Below are 15764 nucleotides of genomic sequence, written 5' to 3'. Positions count from 1 at the left end.
GCGGCAATGCGCAAGCTGACTCATATTTGCTTCGGCGTGCTTAAGCACCAGAGCGAGTATCAGCCTCAAACAGCGTGAAAATCACTGCTTGAGGCATGACGAGCAAGATGGTATCTCTCCCCTTGGAGAGGGGGCTAAAAGCATAAGTGATGATGGTTCATTGCTAAAATCAGCCTATTTTCTCTCAAGCTGCCTTGCTTAGATCCCTTCTCCCTTGGCGGGAGAAGGTTAGGATGAGGGGGCTAAAGACTTAGCTAACAAGGGTCTTTGACGCTAAAAAACATACTCCCAATTTACCCAGCCATTCCATACGCCGTCTGAATCTTCATCGGCGTTGTCATATTCTGAATAGGTATAGTCCATACCTACTTCAATGCGGCCATGGAACATAGGCATCAGGTAACTAACGTCTACCTGTTTTGCTTGTTCAGCAATGGGGGCAACGGTGTTTCCTCCAGGTGGTGCTTTGTTTTCATTATCGAAGTTCAGATCCAGATAGCGGAAGTTGCTTTTCCATTGGTGGCCATTACTTGTTATGCCGACAAAGCCTAGAGTGTAACTCTTGGTGTCGTTGTCATAAGTACTACCGATACTACGATCCCAATAGCGGTAGCCACTCTGATATAAGTGGTGTTCGTATGCACAGTTGTATCGACCATTGCACCAAGGGCCAGTGTCAGTGTATTCAAAAAAGGTACGGATCTGGTTGTCAGCGATTTGGAAACTGACATCGACGCCGCCCAAGTAGCTTTTGGCTGAAAAAGGAGGGAATTTACTAATTTCAAAGTTATCTTCGCCCATGGTTTCACCATAGATACCGTAGGGGACGCCCCAAGCGGTGTCGCCCCAGCGAAAATCTAACGCGGCTAATTGGTTACCTGGCTCGTCTTCCGTGCCCGTATTGTCATCACCACCCAGCATGTCACCCCACGTGCTTAGGCTACAGCTTCTGTCATCACCACATATTTGCGCGGAACGGGACATACCTAACTCTAACTGCGGAATCGGCTTGATAGTGGCGCGGAAGGTCCAGAGCAGGGCATCTTCTACGTATCTGTCATCGTCATTGAGGATGCCAACACCTGTTGAGAGGGTCCATGGGCCTAGCCACTCCAATACCGGAAAATCGAATGGTTCGGCATAGTTACGGCTGATCATCATGGTAGGTATTGGCCGGGCGTTACTGCTCATGGTTAATGCCGTGTCCCACCCTGGCCCCCACCATTGATCAATGACTCCGCCAGTGATCGCCCAGTTGCCGATGATCATGCTTAGATAGGAACCGTCTAAACGCAGATCTTCATCATCTTGCGCATCGTAGGCGTAGGTGGCTTTAAGCTTATAGGCGATACGATTGCCCATCCCTTCATGGCTGATAGAGGCTTCGCCTTTCTCTCTGAGTGGTGTACCAAAATGCTGGAAGCGGGCATCATTAGTGGCTGCACCAATCGACAGGCTGGTGACACCTTGCTTGTCGTTTTGCTGGGTAAATGCATGGCGCACTCTGTGTACGGCCATTCGTACACTTTCAGGTTGCTCGCTGATAGAAGCTTGATCTATGTCTCTTATTATTCCACTCCACATTAGTGGAAAGGTGTTAACCGGCACGGTGATCACACCAACGTCAGCGAGCATCTGAATATCGGCACGCAGGTGGATCTCATCCGGCGATATCCAAGGCGCAGCGATGCTATTAATTGATATAACAGAAGAAAGCAGTGCCGCGGCGGCACAGGCGAATATACTTTTTGTCATCGAAGAGTTGCTCAAGAGAGTGACATCCCGTGTCTTATAACTTTTGTGCCTATTGTCGCTTGTTCTACGGATAATGAAAAGCGTGGTCTGCGTCGCTTGGTTTGTTTCTTTGCTGCAGGCAAAATAGCGCAATTGATTCTGGCCTAGGTTGTTTGGGAGGCTGTTTGGCAATTCAGCAGATGAAAGGCGCAATGGCGGCGCTGTTTAATTCAGAGCAACACTTACTGGCATTGCCCGAGCAAGTGGTTGCCGTGCGTCGATTGTGTGTTAATCCAAATTCTGATCTTTATGATGTCGAAGAGACGGTGCTAAAAGATCCGGCGTTTAGTGGGTATTTGTTGAAGCTGGCTAATAGTGCGCTATATGGCACGGGAAAGCAGACTTGCCATCAGGTGGCTGACGCTATTAGAAGAATAGGGATACATGCGGTAGGTGAATTGGCGATGATCTATGCGGCTAAGCAGCTGCACGATGCCCGCTGTTTAGATAGCAATATTGCCCAGCGTATGCGTTTGAATTGGCAGCAAAGTTGGAGCCTAGGGCAGGTTGCCACTGAATTGTATTGGCAACATCGCCATCGCGAACCCGCCAAATGCCGACGCTTAGATGCTTCCGATATTTTGACTGCCGCAGTGATGTCGGGGGTTGGTTCGTTAGCTGTATTGACTGCCGCAGACCAAGTGATCACGCGAAGCGCCAATGATACAGGTGAAGATGAAGCTAGCTTACCACCGCTTAGCCAAGACACTATTGAGGATATGCTTACTTTGAGCAATAAGTACTTGCAGCTAACGCTACAGCGCTGGGGAATGCAAGACGCTTACGCTCAGGCGTTGGTGAAACCTCCGATAGAAGATGGTGAGTTTCACTTCACCCACTACCTTTGGGCGGCCAAACTTTCTACGTCGCCTACCTCTGAACTTGGCCAATGCGAGCGTACTAAGAGTGCACTTAAGCTTCATGGTGTACTGGCAGCATAACCAGCGCTAGTTTCCGCCTTGTGCTTTGTTGGCGTTTACTTATCTCTTTGTCACTTCTCCCTTGGTGGGAGAAGTGATCGATGTTGTAGCTATATCGGCTTTAGCGCCGGGAAGGCTTCTCTTAGTGATGGCATCGGCAGTCGAGGATCTTGCATTCGTTGATCGAATACGAAATCTTGATTCGCGACCACATGCCAATCCATGTTGTGTTTGGTTTTGATTGCGTTAACTACATCAAAAAATGTCCATTGGCGGTTACTGTCGAGCATATAGGTATCGCCAGGCAGTTCATAGGCTTTGACTAAGCCTTTCACAGTTTCATTGATTGCGGAACAGGCGGGATACCAGCACTCGCTCGCGCTAATGGTGCCATTACCTGCCGCTGCTTGCTGGCAAAGGTTTTCCAGCATGTTGTTGCCACCGGGTGTTTCATCTATTTGCCAACCCAGGCGTACGATCCTTGCTGACGGCAACTTATGTCTTATTCCTTGCTCCGCTCGCAGTTTCTCAAAGCCGTAGCCTTCGGCGGCATCTGGTTGGCTGTTGGGGGTGAATGGGCCTATCGCGTGATCGGAAAAAACCATTGCTGTGCTGGTGAATACCAGCTCGATATTGAGCTCTCGGCAGAGGTCAGCTATCTGCAGTGGCCAATCGTGATTGATACGCCAACCTTCATTTTCCAATCCAGTGCTGCTGGACGCGATGGCGAGATGGAAAATAACATCAGGCTTCACTCGCTGCAGGAATTGGTAGCTCTGGTGCCAGTCGTTGACTGTGACACTGTGGCGATCCCAAGGCAGCACCGTCCAACCCTGATTTTTCAGGTGTTGACTTAAATGCTTGCCGAGGGTGCCATTGGCGCCGGTAATAATCGCTTTCATGGTACTCCGCTTTCTATTTATGCAGCGGAGGCAATCTCCGCAATGGAACGAATATAGTTGACGTCAAAAGGGCAGTCTACTTGATGCCGTTGGCAAATTCCGTCAGCTTCAGTCGCGAGCGTTAATACTTCCTGCCAATTGGGTTCCGGTTGCTTAACCGTTTCTGCCACAGCATTCGCTATTTCAGCCAGTCGATTAGCATCGTTTTGCTTGTCCATACCTTACTCCAGTGGTGTCAATATTTCGGCAAATTTGCCAGACACAGGAGTTAAAGCATGCAGCGTGCCAATATTCTTTTTTGTTGTCGAGCCAGTTGCTATTCCCGCTATCGTTGCAGTTAGAAGCCGTAAAGGCCGATGTTCTCCAGAAACACGCGCTTTGGTTGTTTCAGCACATAAAGTACGGCGGCCGCCATATCTTCGACCTGTAACCATCCCGGCGATTGATCGGCGACATTATGTGGGCGTGGTACCTGAACTAGGCCAGGACAGAGACTATGTACTTTGATGCCATCACCGCGCACCTCTTCTTGCAAAGCGGCGGCGAAACCAAGAACGGCAAATTTTGCCGCACAATAGGGGCCAGCATTGGCATAGCCATTCTTAGCGGCCTGTGACGCAATATTGATGATATGGCCGGATTGCCGCGCCCGTAAGTTGGGTAGCACCGCTTGGGTCATTAAGAATGTGCCCTTGGCACAGGTATCCATCACCAGATCCCAATTCTCTTCACTGCACGACTCAATACTATCGCCGACTCCTAGGCCGCTGTTATTGATTAGCCCGTCGATACCTCCAAACACTCGCAGTGCCGCTTGAGCCACTTCCTGAACCTGCTGTTTGTTACGCACGTCGGCCCCGACGCCTATGGCCCTGCCTGGGCCAATAGCGCTTAAGCGCGCGGCCTCTTGCTCCAATAGCTCTGTTCGACGAGAGGTTAGCACCAGGTTCGCACCCTCGGCGATCAGTGCTTCGGCTATTCCCAAGCCAATACCGCTTGCGCCGCCGGAGATGATGATTGTTTTGCCTTGAATTGATTCCATTAGTTAGATCCTCATTGGTTGTCTCTCTAGTATTTTCATCTCTTGAGTGCTAAGTTCAACCCTGTGGTGCGAATTGTCTCGCACTTTGGTTCGAGGTTCGGTTGTGAATTTCGCGTAATGGAGAAAGCGTGTGAGTGAAGAAGCAAGTTTTGCGACGCGTCTGAGGGAGTTAATGGGAGAGCAGAGTGTCAGTGCCTTTGCTCGGCGTGTTGAGTTAAGTGAAAGTCTGGTGCGTAAATATTTGTCCGGCTCGGAGCCTAGCCTGAGTAAAGCCAACCAGATCGCTATGAAAGCGAACTGCTCATTAGAGTGGTTAGCGACCGGCTGTGGCTATGAATATCGTAAGGCCGAAGTGGTGGATATGGAAGCGCTAGAGAAGTCGGTCCAATTAACCATGACCATGGCTGAACAGAATGACCTCAGCGTGGCAAATGAGAAGGTGATGAAGGTTATTGTGGCGACTTATCAATATCTCCGTGCGACGAAGAAGAAAGATGGCTACTTCGATCTTGATGAGGCCACGCCGTTCGTTCGTTATGTCATGGGATTGTGCGATTAGTCAGTGAACGAAGACTTGGATACAGGCCGTTGTTCACTAACCCGTGGGCGTTAGTCAAAGCTATATGAAAGCTTGATCGCATATTCCCAGTTAGTTTCTTCCGCCTCTTCGAAAGGCTCAGAGTCATACTCCACTTCAGCTTCTAGGTGAAGTGCTAACGCTTCAGTGATACCAAACTTAATACCGCCGCTGCCGGTTGCTCTTAAATCACCAAGGTCGTCGAGCACTGGTTGTAAATAGAGCTGGCCGTAGAGGGTGTACGGAAAGGCATCTGCGCGGTCCCACACCCATTTGGCGTAAAAATTTCCACGCCAGTTGTTATTTTCTTCATTTTGACTGTCTGATTCTTCATGTTCAAAGAAGCCCCCAGCCCCTAAGCTAGTGTACAGCTTGCCTTCATCTGATTTGTCTTCAAAGCGCCAGCGAACGCCGCTGCCCAAAAGTTCACGGCTGGAAAGATCATCAAATTTGTCATATTGATATTGAGCAAATAGCTCCCAGTCCAACATCGGGCGGAAAAAATTGTTTTCTGTCCAGCGTCCATGGACAAACAGATCGTCTTCATCCTTAACGTCATTGGTTTCAGCGTAGTTATAGTTGGACAGCAATAACGCTGTTCGTTGCTCTTTTACGTGTCGGAGTATGAGATTAGCAGCGTACTCTTGTTCATCTTTTGTACCTGATTCACCTTCAAGGCCAATGCCGACAGAGCCGCCCCAGCCTTGATTTGGGTTCTCTTTGGTATCGATAGGGGTGATGGCCTGACTGCTGAAGCTTGTGATGAAAAGTAGGCCGCATAAACTGATTGTTCTTATCTTTTGCATGGAAAATTGCGCATCGAGTTAACATCCGAGTTACATCCTATCAGTGTCAATTTTGAAGAAAAGTGAAAAAGCAGGATGTTCTAATTATTAGAACGAAAATGGCTATTTTTTACGATTTTATCCGGTAAATTAGCTTGTATTATAGAGACTCCAGATAAGGAGCAACCCGATGAAAAAACTACTTGTACTGAACAACAGCATTCTTGCAGAGCAGAGTCAATCGAGCCAATTGACACACCATTACGTTGAGAAGTGGTTGGCGGCGCATGCCGATGGTGTTGTGATCTCTCGTGATCTCGGCTTAGAGCCGATCCCTCACCTAGATGGAAAGATGTTGTCAGCGTGGTCTACGCCTGTAGAGGAGAGAAGTCCTGAACAGCGGCAATTGGCATTGATCAGTGATCAACTCATTGAAGAGTTAATGGCTGCAGATGAAGTGGTGGTTGGTATGCCTATGTATAACTTTGGTGTGCCGTCAGGCTTTAAGGCTTGGATTGATCATATTGCCAGAGCCGGAGTGACGTTTCGCTATACAGAAAGTGGGCCTGAAGGATTGCTCAATAATACAAAGGTGATTGTCGCTGCAACCCGTGGCGGTTTGTATGCCGGTACGGAAAAAGACACACAAACACGCTATCTAACTGATGTATTGTCATTTTTGGGGCTTACCGATGTAGCGTTTGTATATGCTGAAGGGCTGGCGATGGGGGCAGACGGTGCCGCCGAAGCAATGACTAAAGCTAAGAATGCTTTGGTGGGGTTAGCTCAGCGCTAATAAAAACAGCGGCCATTTGGCCGCTGTTTTTATTTAGAGCACGTAACCTATATTGCGTGCTTTGCGTATTCCGCTATTAGTAAGATTCGTTGTGAACACCTACAGAGCGACCAGATGGATCATTCAGGTTCTGGAAGCTTTCATCCCACTTTAAGGCTTCCGGTGTTGAACAAGCGACAGACTTGCCATGTGGAACCGTGCGGAGAACGCTTTCATTGTTACCGAAGTGTTCTTCAAATATCTGGCGGTACATGATCGCTTCTTTGCTGTCTGGGGTGTTGATCGGGAAGCGGAACTCGACATTTTCCAACTGTTGGTCAGAGATCTCCGCGTCAGCAATCTCTTTCAGAGTATCGATCCAAGAGTAGCCAACGCCATCAGAGAACTGCTCTTTTTGACGCCAAGCAACGCTTTCTGGCAGATAGTGAGCAAAACACTCACGGAGTACCTGCTTCTCGATCTTATCGCCTCGACACATCTTGTCTTCTGGATTGATGCGCATCGCTACGTCCAGGAACTCTTTATCCAGGAATGGTACGCGTGCTTCTACACCCCAAGCAGCCATCGACTTATTGGCACGAAGGCAATCAAATAGATTTAGTTTTTCCAGTTTGCGGTTTAACTCTTCGTGAAACTCTTTTGAGTTAGGTGCTTTGTGGAAATAGAGGTAGCCACCAAATATCTCATCAGCGCCTTCACCGGATAACACCATCTTAATACCCATGGCCTTAATCTTACGAGCCATCAAGTACATAGGGGTTGATGCACGAATGGTGGTGACATCATAAGTTTCGAGGTGATAGATCACGTCGCGTACGGCATCTAAGCCTTCTTGTACGGTAAAGTGGATCTCGTGGTGCTGGGTGCCAATATGGTTAGCCACTTCGCGGGCAGCTAATAGATCGGGAGAGCCCTCTAAACCAACCGCAAACGAGTGCAGACGCGGCCACCAGGCTTCTGATTCTTCATTGTCTTCGACGCGGCGTGCAGCGTACTTATGGGCAACGGCAGAGATCACTGATGAATCAAGGCCACCAGAAAGCAGTACTCCGTAAGGTACGTCAGACATCAGTTGACGTTTAACGGCGGCTTCAAGAGCAGAACGCAGATCTTCACGGCTAGTGCTGTTATCTTTCACAGCATCGTAACTTTGCCAGTCACGTTTATAGTAAGGGCGGATTTCACCCTCTTCGCTACTCAGATAGTGTCCAGGAGGGAAGGTTTCTACTTTATTACATACCGGTGTCAGCGCTTTTAGCTCTGAAGCAACGTAAAAATTGCCATGCTCGTCCCAGCCGATATACAACGGGATGATACCTATGTGATCACGGGCGATCAGGTAGCTGTTCTTCTCTGCATCGTAGAGGGTGAAGGCAAACATGCCATTCAGGTCGTCGATGAAGTTAATCCCTTTCTCTTTATACAGAGCCAGGATCACTTCACAGTCTGATTTTGTTTGAAACTGGAAGTCGACGTTCAGTTCGGCTGCCAATTCTTTGTGGTTATATATCTCACCATTCACTGCGAGTGCGTGAGTTTTTTCCGGGTTCAGCAACGGCTGGGCACCGGTATTGACGTCAACAATCGACAAACGTTCGTGGGCCAATATTGCGTTATCATTTGCGTAGATGCCTGACCAGTCAGGGCCACGGTGGCGCATTAGCTTAGAAAGCTGTAATGCCTGCTTACGCAACTCTGCCGGGTCGGTCTTTATGTCAAGAATGCCGAAAATAGAACACATACCGTTCCCTGTCTCCTGAATACGTCTCTGATGGGTGTGGGCACTGACTTTAGCACATTGCCCACAGACCAGTAATGGTCTTAGCACTCTGCCATTCTATGGGTAAAAATCAAGTAAAAAGTCACTTTGAGCGCATAAATATGTAGTTTTTATGCAGTTGCGGTGAAAAATAGCGGCGGAGGGGGATAAACAACGGTCAAGGTAACAAAGGCTACCTTGACCGTTTTAGAATAACAAGATTACTGCACGTTTTCAGCGTCGCTAAACATGCCTTGGAACAGCACGCTGGACAGGTAACGTTCAGCTGAGCTTGGCAGGATCACAACAATATTCTTATCCTTGAACTCATCTGTTTCAGCAAGGCGCTTCGCAGCAACTACTGCTGCACCTGAACTGATACCAGCCAAGATCCCTTCTTCTTCCATCAGGCGGCGAGCCATATCAATGGCATCAGCACTATTGACCTGCTCAACACGGTCGACCATCTCCAGATCTAAGTTACCAGGAATAAAGCCTGCACCGATACCTTGGATCTTGTGTGGGCCAGGTGTTAAATCTTCGCCCGCTTTTGCTTGCGCAATCACTGGAGATTCAACAGGCTCAACAGCAACAGTGACGACGTCTTTGCCTTTTTCCAGCTTCAGATAACGGCTCACACCTGTGATAGTACCGCCGGTACCCACACCTGCGATAAATACATCAACTTCACCGTCTGTGTCTTCCCAGATCTCAGGGCCTGTGGTTTTTACATGGATCTCAGGGTTAGCTGGGTTATCAAACTGCTGTAGTAAAACAACTTTATCCGGGTTCGCGTCACGGATCTCTTCAGCTTTGGCAACGGCACCTTTCATACCTTTGGCACCGTCTGTCAGTACCACTTTGGCACCCAGAGCAACTAACAACTTACGGCGTTCCAGGCTCATGGTGTTTGGCATGGTCAGGGTCAGCTTGTAACCTCTTGCCGCAGCAACGAAGGCCAGCGCGATGCCGGTGTTGCCAGAAGTGGGTTCAACCAACTCTTTATCTTTTGTCAGTTCGCCACGCTTTTCAGCATCCCAAATCATGTTAGCGCCGATACGGCACTTAACACTGAAGCTTGGGTTACGGGCTTCAACTTTTGCAAATACATTACCGCCGGTCACGCGGTTCAGTTTTACCAGCGGCGTACGGCCGATAGTTTGAGAATTATCTTCGTAGACTTTCATGGATCCGATCCCTTGTGTTCCGACTTATTGGATTTGTACGGGGTCAAGCATACTCAACCAAACCAAATAATATAAAGGTATATTTTGTTATATCGTTATTGCATAAGCGAATAGAACTTATTTCGCCGAAATAGTTCCGCAATGGTGAGATAAATCATGCTGTTGCTTATGCCCTCATATTATCTGAGGACATAAGTGATCATTGCGACGGCGGCGAGCACAAAGATGACAACCTCAACGGCGGTGACAATCAATGCGCTGCGGCTGTAGGGCTCTTCAGCATAAAGCTGGCTATCTGGTGTAGGTTCATCAGCACAAGGGTGCTCCAGCCGTTCAGCAATGGATTGGCTGAGAGCGGGAGAGGTTATGTTGGCATGGCTCTGTGATGTGGCTTGTTGTGGTGTCGTTGCTTTTATATCCGCAACGGTTGACGCTGGATCTGTCTCAATTGCAACGGCTTTTTCTACTTCGACTTTGGCTTCAGTTTCAGCTTTTTTTATTTCCGGCTGTGTTATCTCTTGCAGGCTTCTCTGGGTGAGAAGAATTTCATCTTCTAAGCCATCGCTGTTGTGTAGTGGCTGCGCTTTTGGCTTTTCTGCCTCGTTCGTTGTCGCGGTAGATGGTTGGCTTGGCTCACCAGCAGCGTCCGGTTTTCGCTCACCTGTTTCAGCTGTTTTTTGCTCTTGTTCTTGTGCTTGTTCGTCGCTTGCCGCTTTTGTTTGCGGTTCTTTAGGCGCTACAGCGTCGTTGGTTTGAGTGGTTTTCGCCGACTTATCAGTTTTGGTTGTTTCGCTACTGTCACCATTGATCTGTTTTACCTGCGCCGTAGGCGCGGTAGAAGCCAGCGGTTGTTCATTTATGCTCGACTCATCTTTATCTGCCTTGTTTTTTGTCTTACTCAGCGCAGGCTTGTCAGTTGTTTTATTACTCTCTTTTTTAACTGCCGGTTTGGCCGTGGCGGCTGGTTGACTCAAGAGCGTATGCAGTTTGGCGATCAGTTCGTTAACTGCACTTTGTGATTTTTCTCGGTCGAAAATAGTGAAGCGAGAGAGTTGCGGTAAGCGCACCAGTACTCTGGCTGCAGCCCCTTTGCCAAGAGGATAAACTTTGGCACTGATGTTACCCCAGTTTAGCTTAATGGTGTCGACATCAGCTTGCTTTAGCGCTTCGCCACTGAGGATCTCGTAGAGATCGGTGGCGGTGTGATCATCAATACATATCACGATCTTGGCGTTTAGCGGTGGCAGTATCTCCGCCCACAATTTTTTCGCGAACTGGTGCGCATCTGCCTCATTGTGGAGGGTGTCAGCACTGGTCGCGCGGAAAGGGATGTAGTGCGCGGTCATACTGCGTTGTAGCAGTGCATCGCCAGAGCAATAGAATAATCGGGCAAATTGACGAAACATGGCCTGAACCTGCTTCTGTAACGGCGCGCGCCCTATGGCATGGTTGCCCCACTGCTCCGTCGCAAAAATACTGCCTTGCTCTGCACTTGCAGAAAAAACTGTGTCCGGATGGTATTCGGTGAGCGGCAGAGGGGTGAAGAAGATAATGTCGGCCCCTTTCTTGAAGGTGTTTTTTGGCGAAGTGAGAAACTGCCACCCCTCAGAGTGTCCCTGTGCGTCGTAGGCATGCTGAATTCTTTCACTGGCAAGCTTGAATACCCTGGTTTGGGGCATGAATGGCTCCGTCAACAATCAATCCGTAGTCTGCCTAAGGTTAATATGAGTTCCACTGTTATTAAAGGGAATTGGCGGTGATATATCTTCAGAGCAAAAAATAACACGCCGGTCGATATTCCGACCGGCGCAAATAAGCGTCGGGAGAACGCGTTGGTAGGAAAGGGAGCATCCATGCTCGACACGAGAGATCAACAACGGGCAGTCCCCGGGCGGTCACCGTGTGTTCCAGCCGCTGATGCGGCAAAGTGTCATGTTGGTTGGCCAAAGGTGCGTCATTACTCATTGGCCGAGTATTCCCAAATATCCGCCGAAGCGAAACTAGCCGACGATAACCAGCACTATCATCAGTGCTGAGATGGCTGCTAGATTTTGAAAACAAAGCATTGTGTTTCTCCTTCGAAATTAGATCTCGATTAGCTTGCTTGTCACAAGCTGGCTATTGGTACACAGATGCTGAAATAGGGTAGGAGGGAAGGCTGAACAGTCTTCCTATTACCGGCAACCCCGCTGTCATAGGTTTCCCCTTAGATCGGTGGCTTTGCGTCCCAGCTTTTCAACTGGTTTGCCTTTATCAGCTATGTAAAATTATTTGACACTTTCTCTTTTTTAGCAAGTCGAAATAGCGCTGTTTGATGGTTCTGTGATCTGTTACGTAAATGTTAACCTCGGTGTTTTTTTAATCGGCCGACGTGACCGACAAGGGGGAGCGACGAGGGGAATTTGACCCAGTAGCTATCTAATCGTTATTGTCTGCTCTCTTCACTGCCACTGCTTGAGAATTGGATGCTCGAACAAATCACGCTGCTGATCGTCTCTTTGATTGCTAATACCTTTTCGGCATTTTCCGGCGGAGGAGCCGGTTTGTTGCAATTTCCGCTACTCATCTTTTTGGGGTTACCGTTTGCGGTGGCTTTGGCAACGCATAAAATCGCCAGTGTGGCGCTGGGCGTTGGTGCATTAGTGCGGCATGCGAAAGAACGTACGCTAACCCTCCGATTGTCACTGGAGATGTTGCTATTCGGCGTACCGGGCGTATTGCTTGGCGCACGTACGATTTTGTCAGTGCCCGAGCAGATGGCACAAACGGCCTTAGGCTGTTTGACGATTGGCTTGGGGCTGTATTCTGCCACTAAGAAGCAGCTGGGAGTGACACAAGTGTTGCGGGCCACTGGCCTGAGGACCTCCGCCATTGGTGGTCTGGGTTTGTTTGTGATCGGTGTGCTGAATGGTTCATTGACGTCGGGAACCGGTTTGTTTGTGACTCTTTGGTTAGTGCTCTGGTATGGCCTCGATTATAAGCGGGCAGTGGCATTTACCTTGGTCTGGGTAGGCGTTGTCTGGAATGGTTCAGGTGCCGTGGTATTAGGTGTGCTTGGGGAAGTGCAATGGAGCTGGTTACCGGCTTTGCTGTTGGGCTCGCTATTGGGCGGCTATTTAGGTGCTCATCTGGCTATTGCCAAAGGGAGCCGGTGGATAAAGCGAGCATTTGAAGTGGTCACTATAGCGGCGGGACTTGCTTTGCTGGCTAAGGTCTATCTGTAGCAGCGAACTCTTCGCAGTTTTGAGGTCGGTAAAAATTAGAAAAAGCCTATGTCATGTTCATGCCATAGGCTTTTTCTGTTTATGCGTCGGCAAATGTCACTGAAACCGCGCTGGCAACCTCTGTTGCACGTGTTAGCGCCTGCTCGATGCTTTCGCCGCGAGCCAAGGCTACGCCCATCCTGCGTGTACCGGCTAGTTCCTGCTTACCAAATAAACGTAGTTGTGCAGTAGGCACTGCCAAGGCATTGGTTAAGTTGCCGAAGATTAGATCCCTGGAGTTCCCTTCGGGTAACAGCACGGCAGATGCGCTAGGACCTCTGTGACTGATTTCGCCAATTGGCAAACCAAGAATCGCTCTTACGTGGAGGGCAAATTCAGACAGATCTTGAGAGATCAATGTCACCATGCCCGTGTCATGGGGGCGTGGTGAGACTTCACTGAACAGTACCTGATCCCCTTTCACAAACAACTCGACACCGTATAGGCCAAAACCGCCGAGGGCTTTCACTACTTTTTCCGCCACGGCTTGAGCGGCTGTCAGCGCCGTTTGGCTCATCTGTTGTGGTTGCCAGCTTTCCCGATAATCGCCATCTTCCTGCCTGTGGCCGATCGGATCACAGAAATGCACACCGTCAGATGCCAATACCGTGAGTAGGGTGATCTCATAATCGAAGTCGACAAACCCTTCAACGATCACGCGGCCACCACCAGCGCGTCCTCCTTCCTGAGCGTACTGCCAAGCGTCGGCGATATCACTGGTTTGGCGGATCACACTCTGACCTTTACCAGAAGAGCTCATGATGGGTTTTATCACACACGGCATGCCAACCGCGGCGACACCAGCAGTGAGTTCTTCCTGCGTATCAGCAAAGCGATAGGGTGATGTGGGGATCTGTAGCTCTTCAGCAGCTAGTCGTCTGATGCCTTCGCGATTCATGGTGAGTTGCGTGGTGCGGGCGTTGGGAACGACTTTTACTCCCTCTTGCTCTAGGGCAATCAAGGTATCGGTGGCGATCGCTTCGATTTCAGGAATTATATAATCCGGTTGTTCTTTCTCGACGATCGCACGCAATGCATCGCCATCAAGCATATCAATGACATAACTACGATGGGCTACCTGCATCGCAGGAGCATCGGCGTAGCGATCGGTGGCGATGGTTTCAACCCCTAATCGCTGTAGCTCGATGACCACCTCTTTGCCTAATTCACCACTGCCCAGCAGCAGTGCTTTGGTGGCGTGAGACGCGCCTGGTGTACCTATCATCCCATGTTCCTTTTCATTCAATAGTGAATTGAAATTTCCGCGACATTATAGCCGTGGTTAGTCTCTTTGAGTTGACTAGGCGCAGTTTCTTTTGCGCATTTTGTTGACGCCGTTGCCTGGCGGCCTGCAGGTAATGGAATTGTCATAGTCATTGCTGGCATGACTGGCTAAACTCCGAACCTTTGATCTTTCGTTGCACCGAATATTCAGGTGTTGGAAATAGGATGAGGGTGGAGAGTTGTTGTGAATGATGTGAAAGGTATTAAGCGGATCGTGAATGCCACCCGATATTCATGGCAGGGTTTTAAAGCTGCATGGCGCGGTGAAGAGGCATTTCGTCAGGAGTTGCTGCTGGTGTTGGTGATGATCCCTGTGGCTATCTGGCTCGGCACCAATGCCGTTGAACGTAGTTTATTGATCGGTTGTTTGTTATTGCTATTGATTGTTGAAATGCTTAATTCTGCGGTAGAAGCGGTGACCGACCGGGTGGGCACAGAACGCCATGAACTTAGTGGCAAAGCTAAAGATATGGGCTCAGCAGCGGTACTCCTTGCACTCATTAATGTTGCTGTGGTGTGGGGGCTGATCGCCTATCAGCGTTTTATCGCCTAGCTTGCCTTGTTTCGCGCTGTAGCAAGCAACAAAGCGTTTAATCGAAGACGCCTTGTTGCTTTTGACCGCGACCTAAGCCAACAAGGTTAGCGGTTTAGTGTGCTCTCTTTGTACTGTTCAACCCACATCGCCGTCGCGCCGCAAACGGCCACAGGCATCACGACTAAGTTAACCAGCGGGATCATGGTGAATAGGGTCACTATGCTGCCAAAGCTTAGGCTGGCGCCTTTCTGCTCGGCTAGTTTTTCTCTCATTACGTGGAACGGTACTTTGTGATTATCAAATGGATAATCGGCATATTGGATAGTCATCATCCAGGCAGTAAATAGGAACCAGATCACCGGTGCAACGGTCTGGCCGATAACTGGGACAAAAAATAGGATGAGGCAACCAAGGGCTTTCGGCAGGTAATAGACAAATTTCTGCCACTCCCGTTTGAATATTCGAGGTAGGTCTTTGACCATATCCATCATGCCACCAGTGTTGAATGGCTTGTCGCTAAGCATCAACTCGACTTTCTCTGCCAATAGGCCATTAAAGGGGGCGGCTATCCAGTTGGCCACTGTGCTGAAAATGTACGAGAAGACCACTAACGTGGTGATAACCAAGAGCGGCCAGATCAGATAATTTAGCCAGCTTAACCACTCTGGGATATAGCCGTTAACATACTGAATGAATTCATCGATTTTTAAAAATAGGTAATAGAACGCGGCTGCAAATAACACCAGGTTGATGGTGAGCGGCACAATAACGAACTTTCTGAGTCCTGGGGTTTTAACCAGTTCAAATCCGCGAAAGAAGTAACTGGCACCGCTGTGGCCTTGTTTAAGCAGGTGATCTGCCATCTGGATTGTTTCCTTACATTACGATATCTGTGCAGTATAGAGAGAGCTGCCTCTCAG

The 15764-nt window shown here is 49.1% G+C and carries 16 protein-coding genes and 1 riboswitch; of the genes, 6 read left to right on the top strand and 10 right to left on the bottom strand.

The annotated features are described in order from the left end of the window. Positions 1-273: 273 nt before the first annotated feature. Positions 274-1755, bottom strand: a complete 1482-nt coding sequence (locus tag EXY25_RS05715) for a capsule assembly Wzi family protein (RefSeq protein ID WP_130566005.1) — start codon at positions 1753-1755, stop codon at positions 274-276. A gap of 164 nt (positions 1756-1919) precedes the next feature. Here EXY25_RS05715 and EXY25_RS05710 point away from each other — a divergent pair, with 164 nt between their 5' ends. Then, positions 1920-2735 (top strand): HDOD domain-containing protein, encoded by an 816-nt coding sequence (locus tag EXY25_RS05710; RefSeq protein ID WP_130566004.1) that lies wholly within the window; start codon positions 1920-1922, stop codon positions 2733-2735. Between the two features lie 89 nt (positions 2736-2824). Here the strand turns inward: EXY25_RS05710 and EXY25_RS05705 are convergent, their stop codons facing one another. The 3 genes from EXY25_RS05705 to EXY25_RS05695 all read right to left on the bottom strand — a co-directional run bounded on the left by EXY25_RS05705 (position 2825) and on the right by EXY25_RS05695 (position 4658). Then, entirely contained in the window at positions 2825-3616 is a 792-nt protein-coding gene (locus tag EXY25_RS05705; protein ID WP_130566003.1) for a sugar nucleotide-binding protein, read from the bottom strand. 17 nt (positions 3617-3633) lie between these two features. After that, positions 3634-3834: a hypothetical protein gene (locus EXY25_RS05700; RefSeq protein WP_114337784.1), complete on the bottom strand. Its 201-nt coding sequence runs from the start codon at positions 3832-3834 to the stop codon at positions 3634-3636. A gap of 119 nt (positions 3835-3953) precedes the next feature. Further along, positions 3954-4658: an SDR family oxidoreductase gene (locus EXY25_RS05695; RefSeq protein ID WP_114337785.1), complete on the bottom strand. Its 705-nt coding sequence runs from the start codon at positions 4656-4658 to the stop codon at positions 3954-3956. A gap of 130 nt (positions 4659-4788) precedes the next feature. On the opposite strand from EXY25_RS05695, the gene EXY25_RS05690 reads away from it, so the two are divergent. Beyond that, entirely contained in the window at positions 4789-5217 is a 429-nt protein-coding gene (locus EXY25_RS05690; RefSeq protein WP_233496447.1) for a helix-turn-helix domain-containing protein, read from the top strand. 50 nt (positions 5218-5267) lie between these two features. On the opposite strand, the gene EXY25_RS05685 is transcribed toward EXY25_RS05690, so the two are convergent. After that, complete coding sequence (locus EXY25_RS05685; protein WP_130566002.1) at positions 5268-6041, bottom strand: DUF481 domain-containing protein; 774 nt, start codon at positions 6039-6041, stop codon at positions 5268-5270. A gap of 169 nt (positions 6042-6210) precedes the next feature. Between EXY25_RS05685 and EXY25_RS05680 the strand changes: the two genes are divergently transcribed. After that, positions 6211-6816, top strand: coding sequence for an FMN-dependent NADH-azoreductase (locus tag EXY25_RS05680; protein ID WP_130566001.1), 606 nt, complete (start codon positions 6211-6213; stop codon positions 6814-6816). Positions 6817-6892: 76 nt separating this feature from the next. On the opposite strand, the gene asnB is transcribed toward EXY25_RS05680, so the two are convergent. The 3 genes from asnB to EXY25_RS05665 form a co-directional block, all read right to left on the bottom strand. Continuing rightward, on the bottom strand, positions 6893-8557 hold the full coding sequence (asnB, locus tag EXY25_RS05675; protein ID WP_114337788.1) for an asparagine synthase B: 1665 nt from the start codon (positions 8555-8557) through the stop codon (positions 6893-6895). Positions 8558-8796: 239 nt separating this feature from the next. Further along, entirely contained in the window at positions 8797-9762 is a 966-nt protein-coding gene (gene cysK, locus EXY25_RS05670) for a cysteine synthase A (protein ID WP_114337789.1), read from the bottom strand. A 179-nt stretch (positions 9763-9941) separates the two neighbouring features. Continuing rightward, on the bottom strand, positions 9942-11441 hold the full coding sequence (locus EXY25_RS05665) for a hypothetical protein (RefSeq protein ID WP_130566000.1): 1500 nt from the start codon (positions 11439-11441) through the stop codon (positions 9942-9944). A gap of 174 nt (positions 11442-11615) precedes the next feature. Between EXY25_RS05665 and EXY25_RS05660 the strand changes: the two genes are divergently transcribed. After that, positions 11616-11798: a hypothetical protein gene (locus EXY25_RS05660; protein WP_130565999.1), complete on the top strand. Its 183-nt coding sequence runs from the start codon at positions 11616-11618 to the stop codon at positions 11796-11798. A 140-nt stretch (positions 11799-11938) separates the two neighbouring features. Further along, positions 11939-12021, bottom strand: a riboswitch (cyclic di-GMP riboswitch). 206 nt (positions 12022-12227) lie between these two features. Beyond that, a complete protein-coding gene (locus EXY25_RS05655) occupies positions 12228-12986 on the top strand; it encodes a sulfite exporter TauE/SafE family protein (protein ID WP_130565998.1) in 759 nt (252 codons plus the stop codon). 79 nt (positions 12987-13065) lie between these two features. Here EXY25_RS05655 and purT read toward each other — a convergent pair whose 3' ends face one another. Next, positions 13066-14250, bottom strand: a complete 1185-nt coding sequence (gene purT, locus EXY25_RS05650; protein ID WP_130565997.1) for a formate-dependent phosphoribosylglycinamide formyltransferase — start codon at positions 14248-14250, stop codon at positions 13066-13068. A gap of 243 nt (positions 14251-14493) precedes the next feature. Between purT and EXY25_RS05645 the strand changes: the two genes are divergently transcribed. Continuing rightward, positions 14494-14862, top strand: a complete 369-nt coding sequence (locus tag EXY25_RS05645) for a diacylglycerol kinase (RefSeq protein WP_130565996.1) — start codon at positions 14494-14496, stop codon at positions 14860-14862. A gap of 86 nt (positions 14863-14948) precedes the next feature. Here EXY25_RS05645 and cysZ read toward each other — a convergent pair whose 3' ends face one another. Continuing rightward, positions 14949-15707 carry a sulfate transporter CysZ gene (gene cysZ / locus EXY25_RS05640; protein ID WP_114337794.1) on the bottom strand — a complete coding sequence of 253 codons (759 nt, stop codon included), beginning with the start codon at positions 15705-15707 and terminating at the stop codon, positions 14949-14951. Positions 15708-15764: the final 57 nt, after the last annotated feature.

Source organism: Corallincola spongiicola (assembly GCF_004284785.1).
Taxonomy (GTDB): domain Bacteria; phylum Pseudomonadota; class Gammaproteobacteria; order Enterobacterales; family Neiellaceae; genus Corallincola; species Corallincola holothuriorum.
This window is presented reverse-complemented; position numbering and strand designations above follow the sequence as displayed.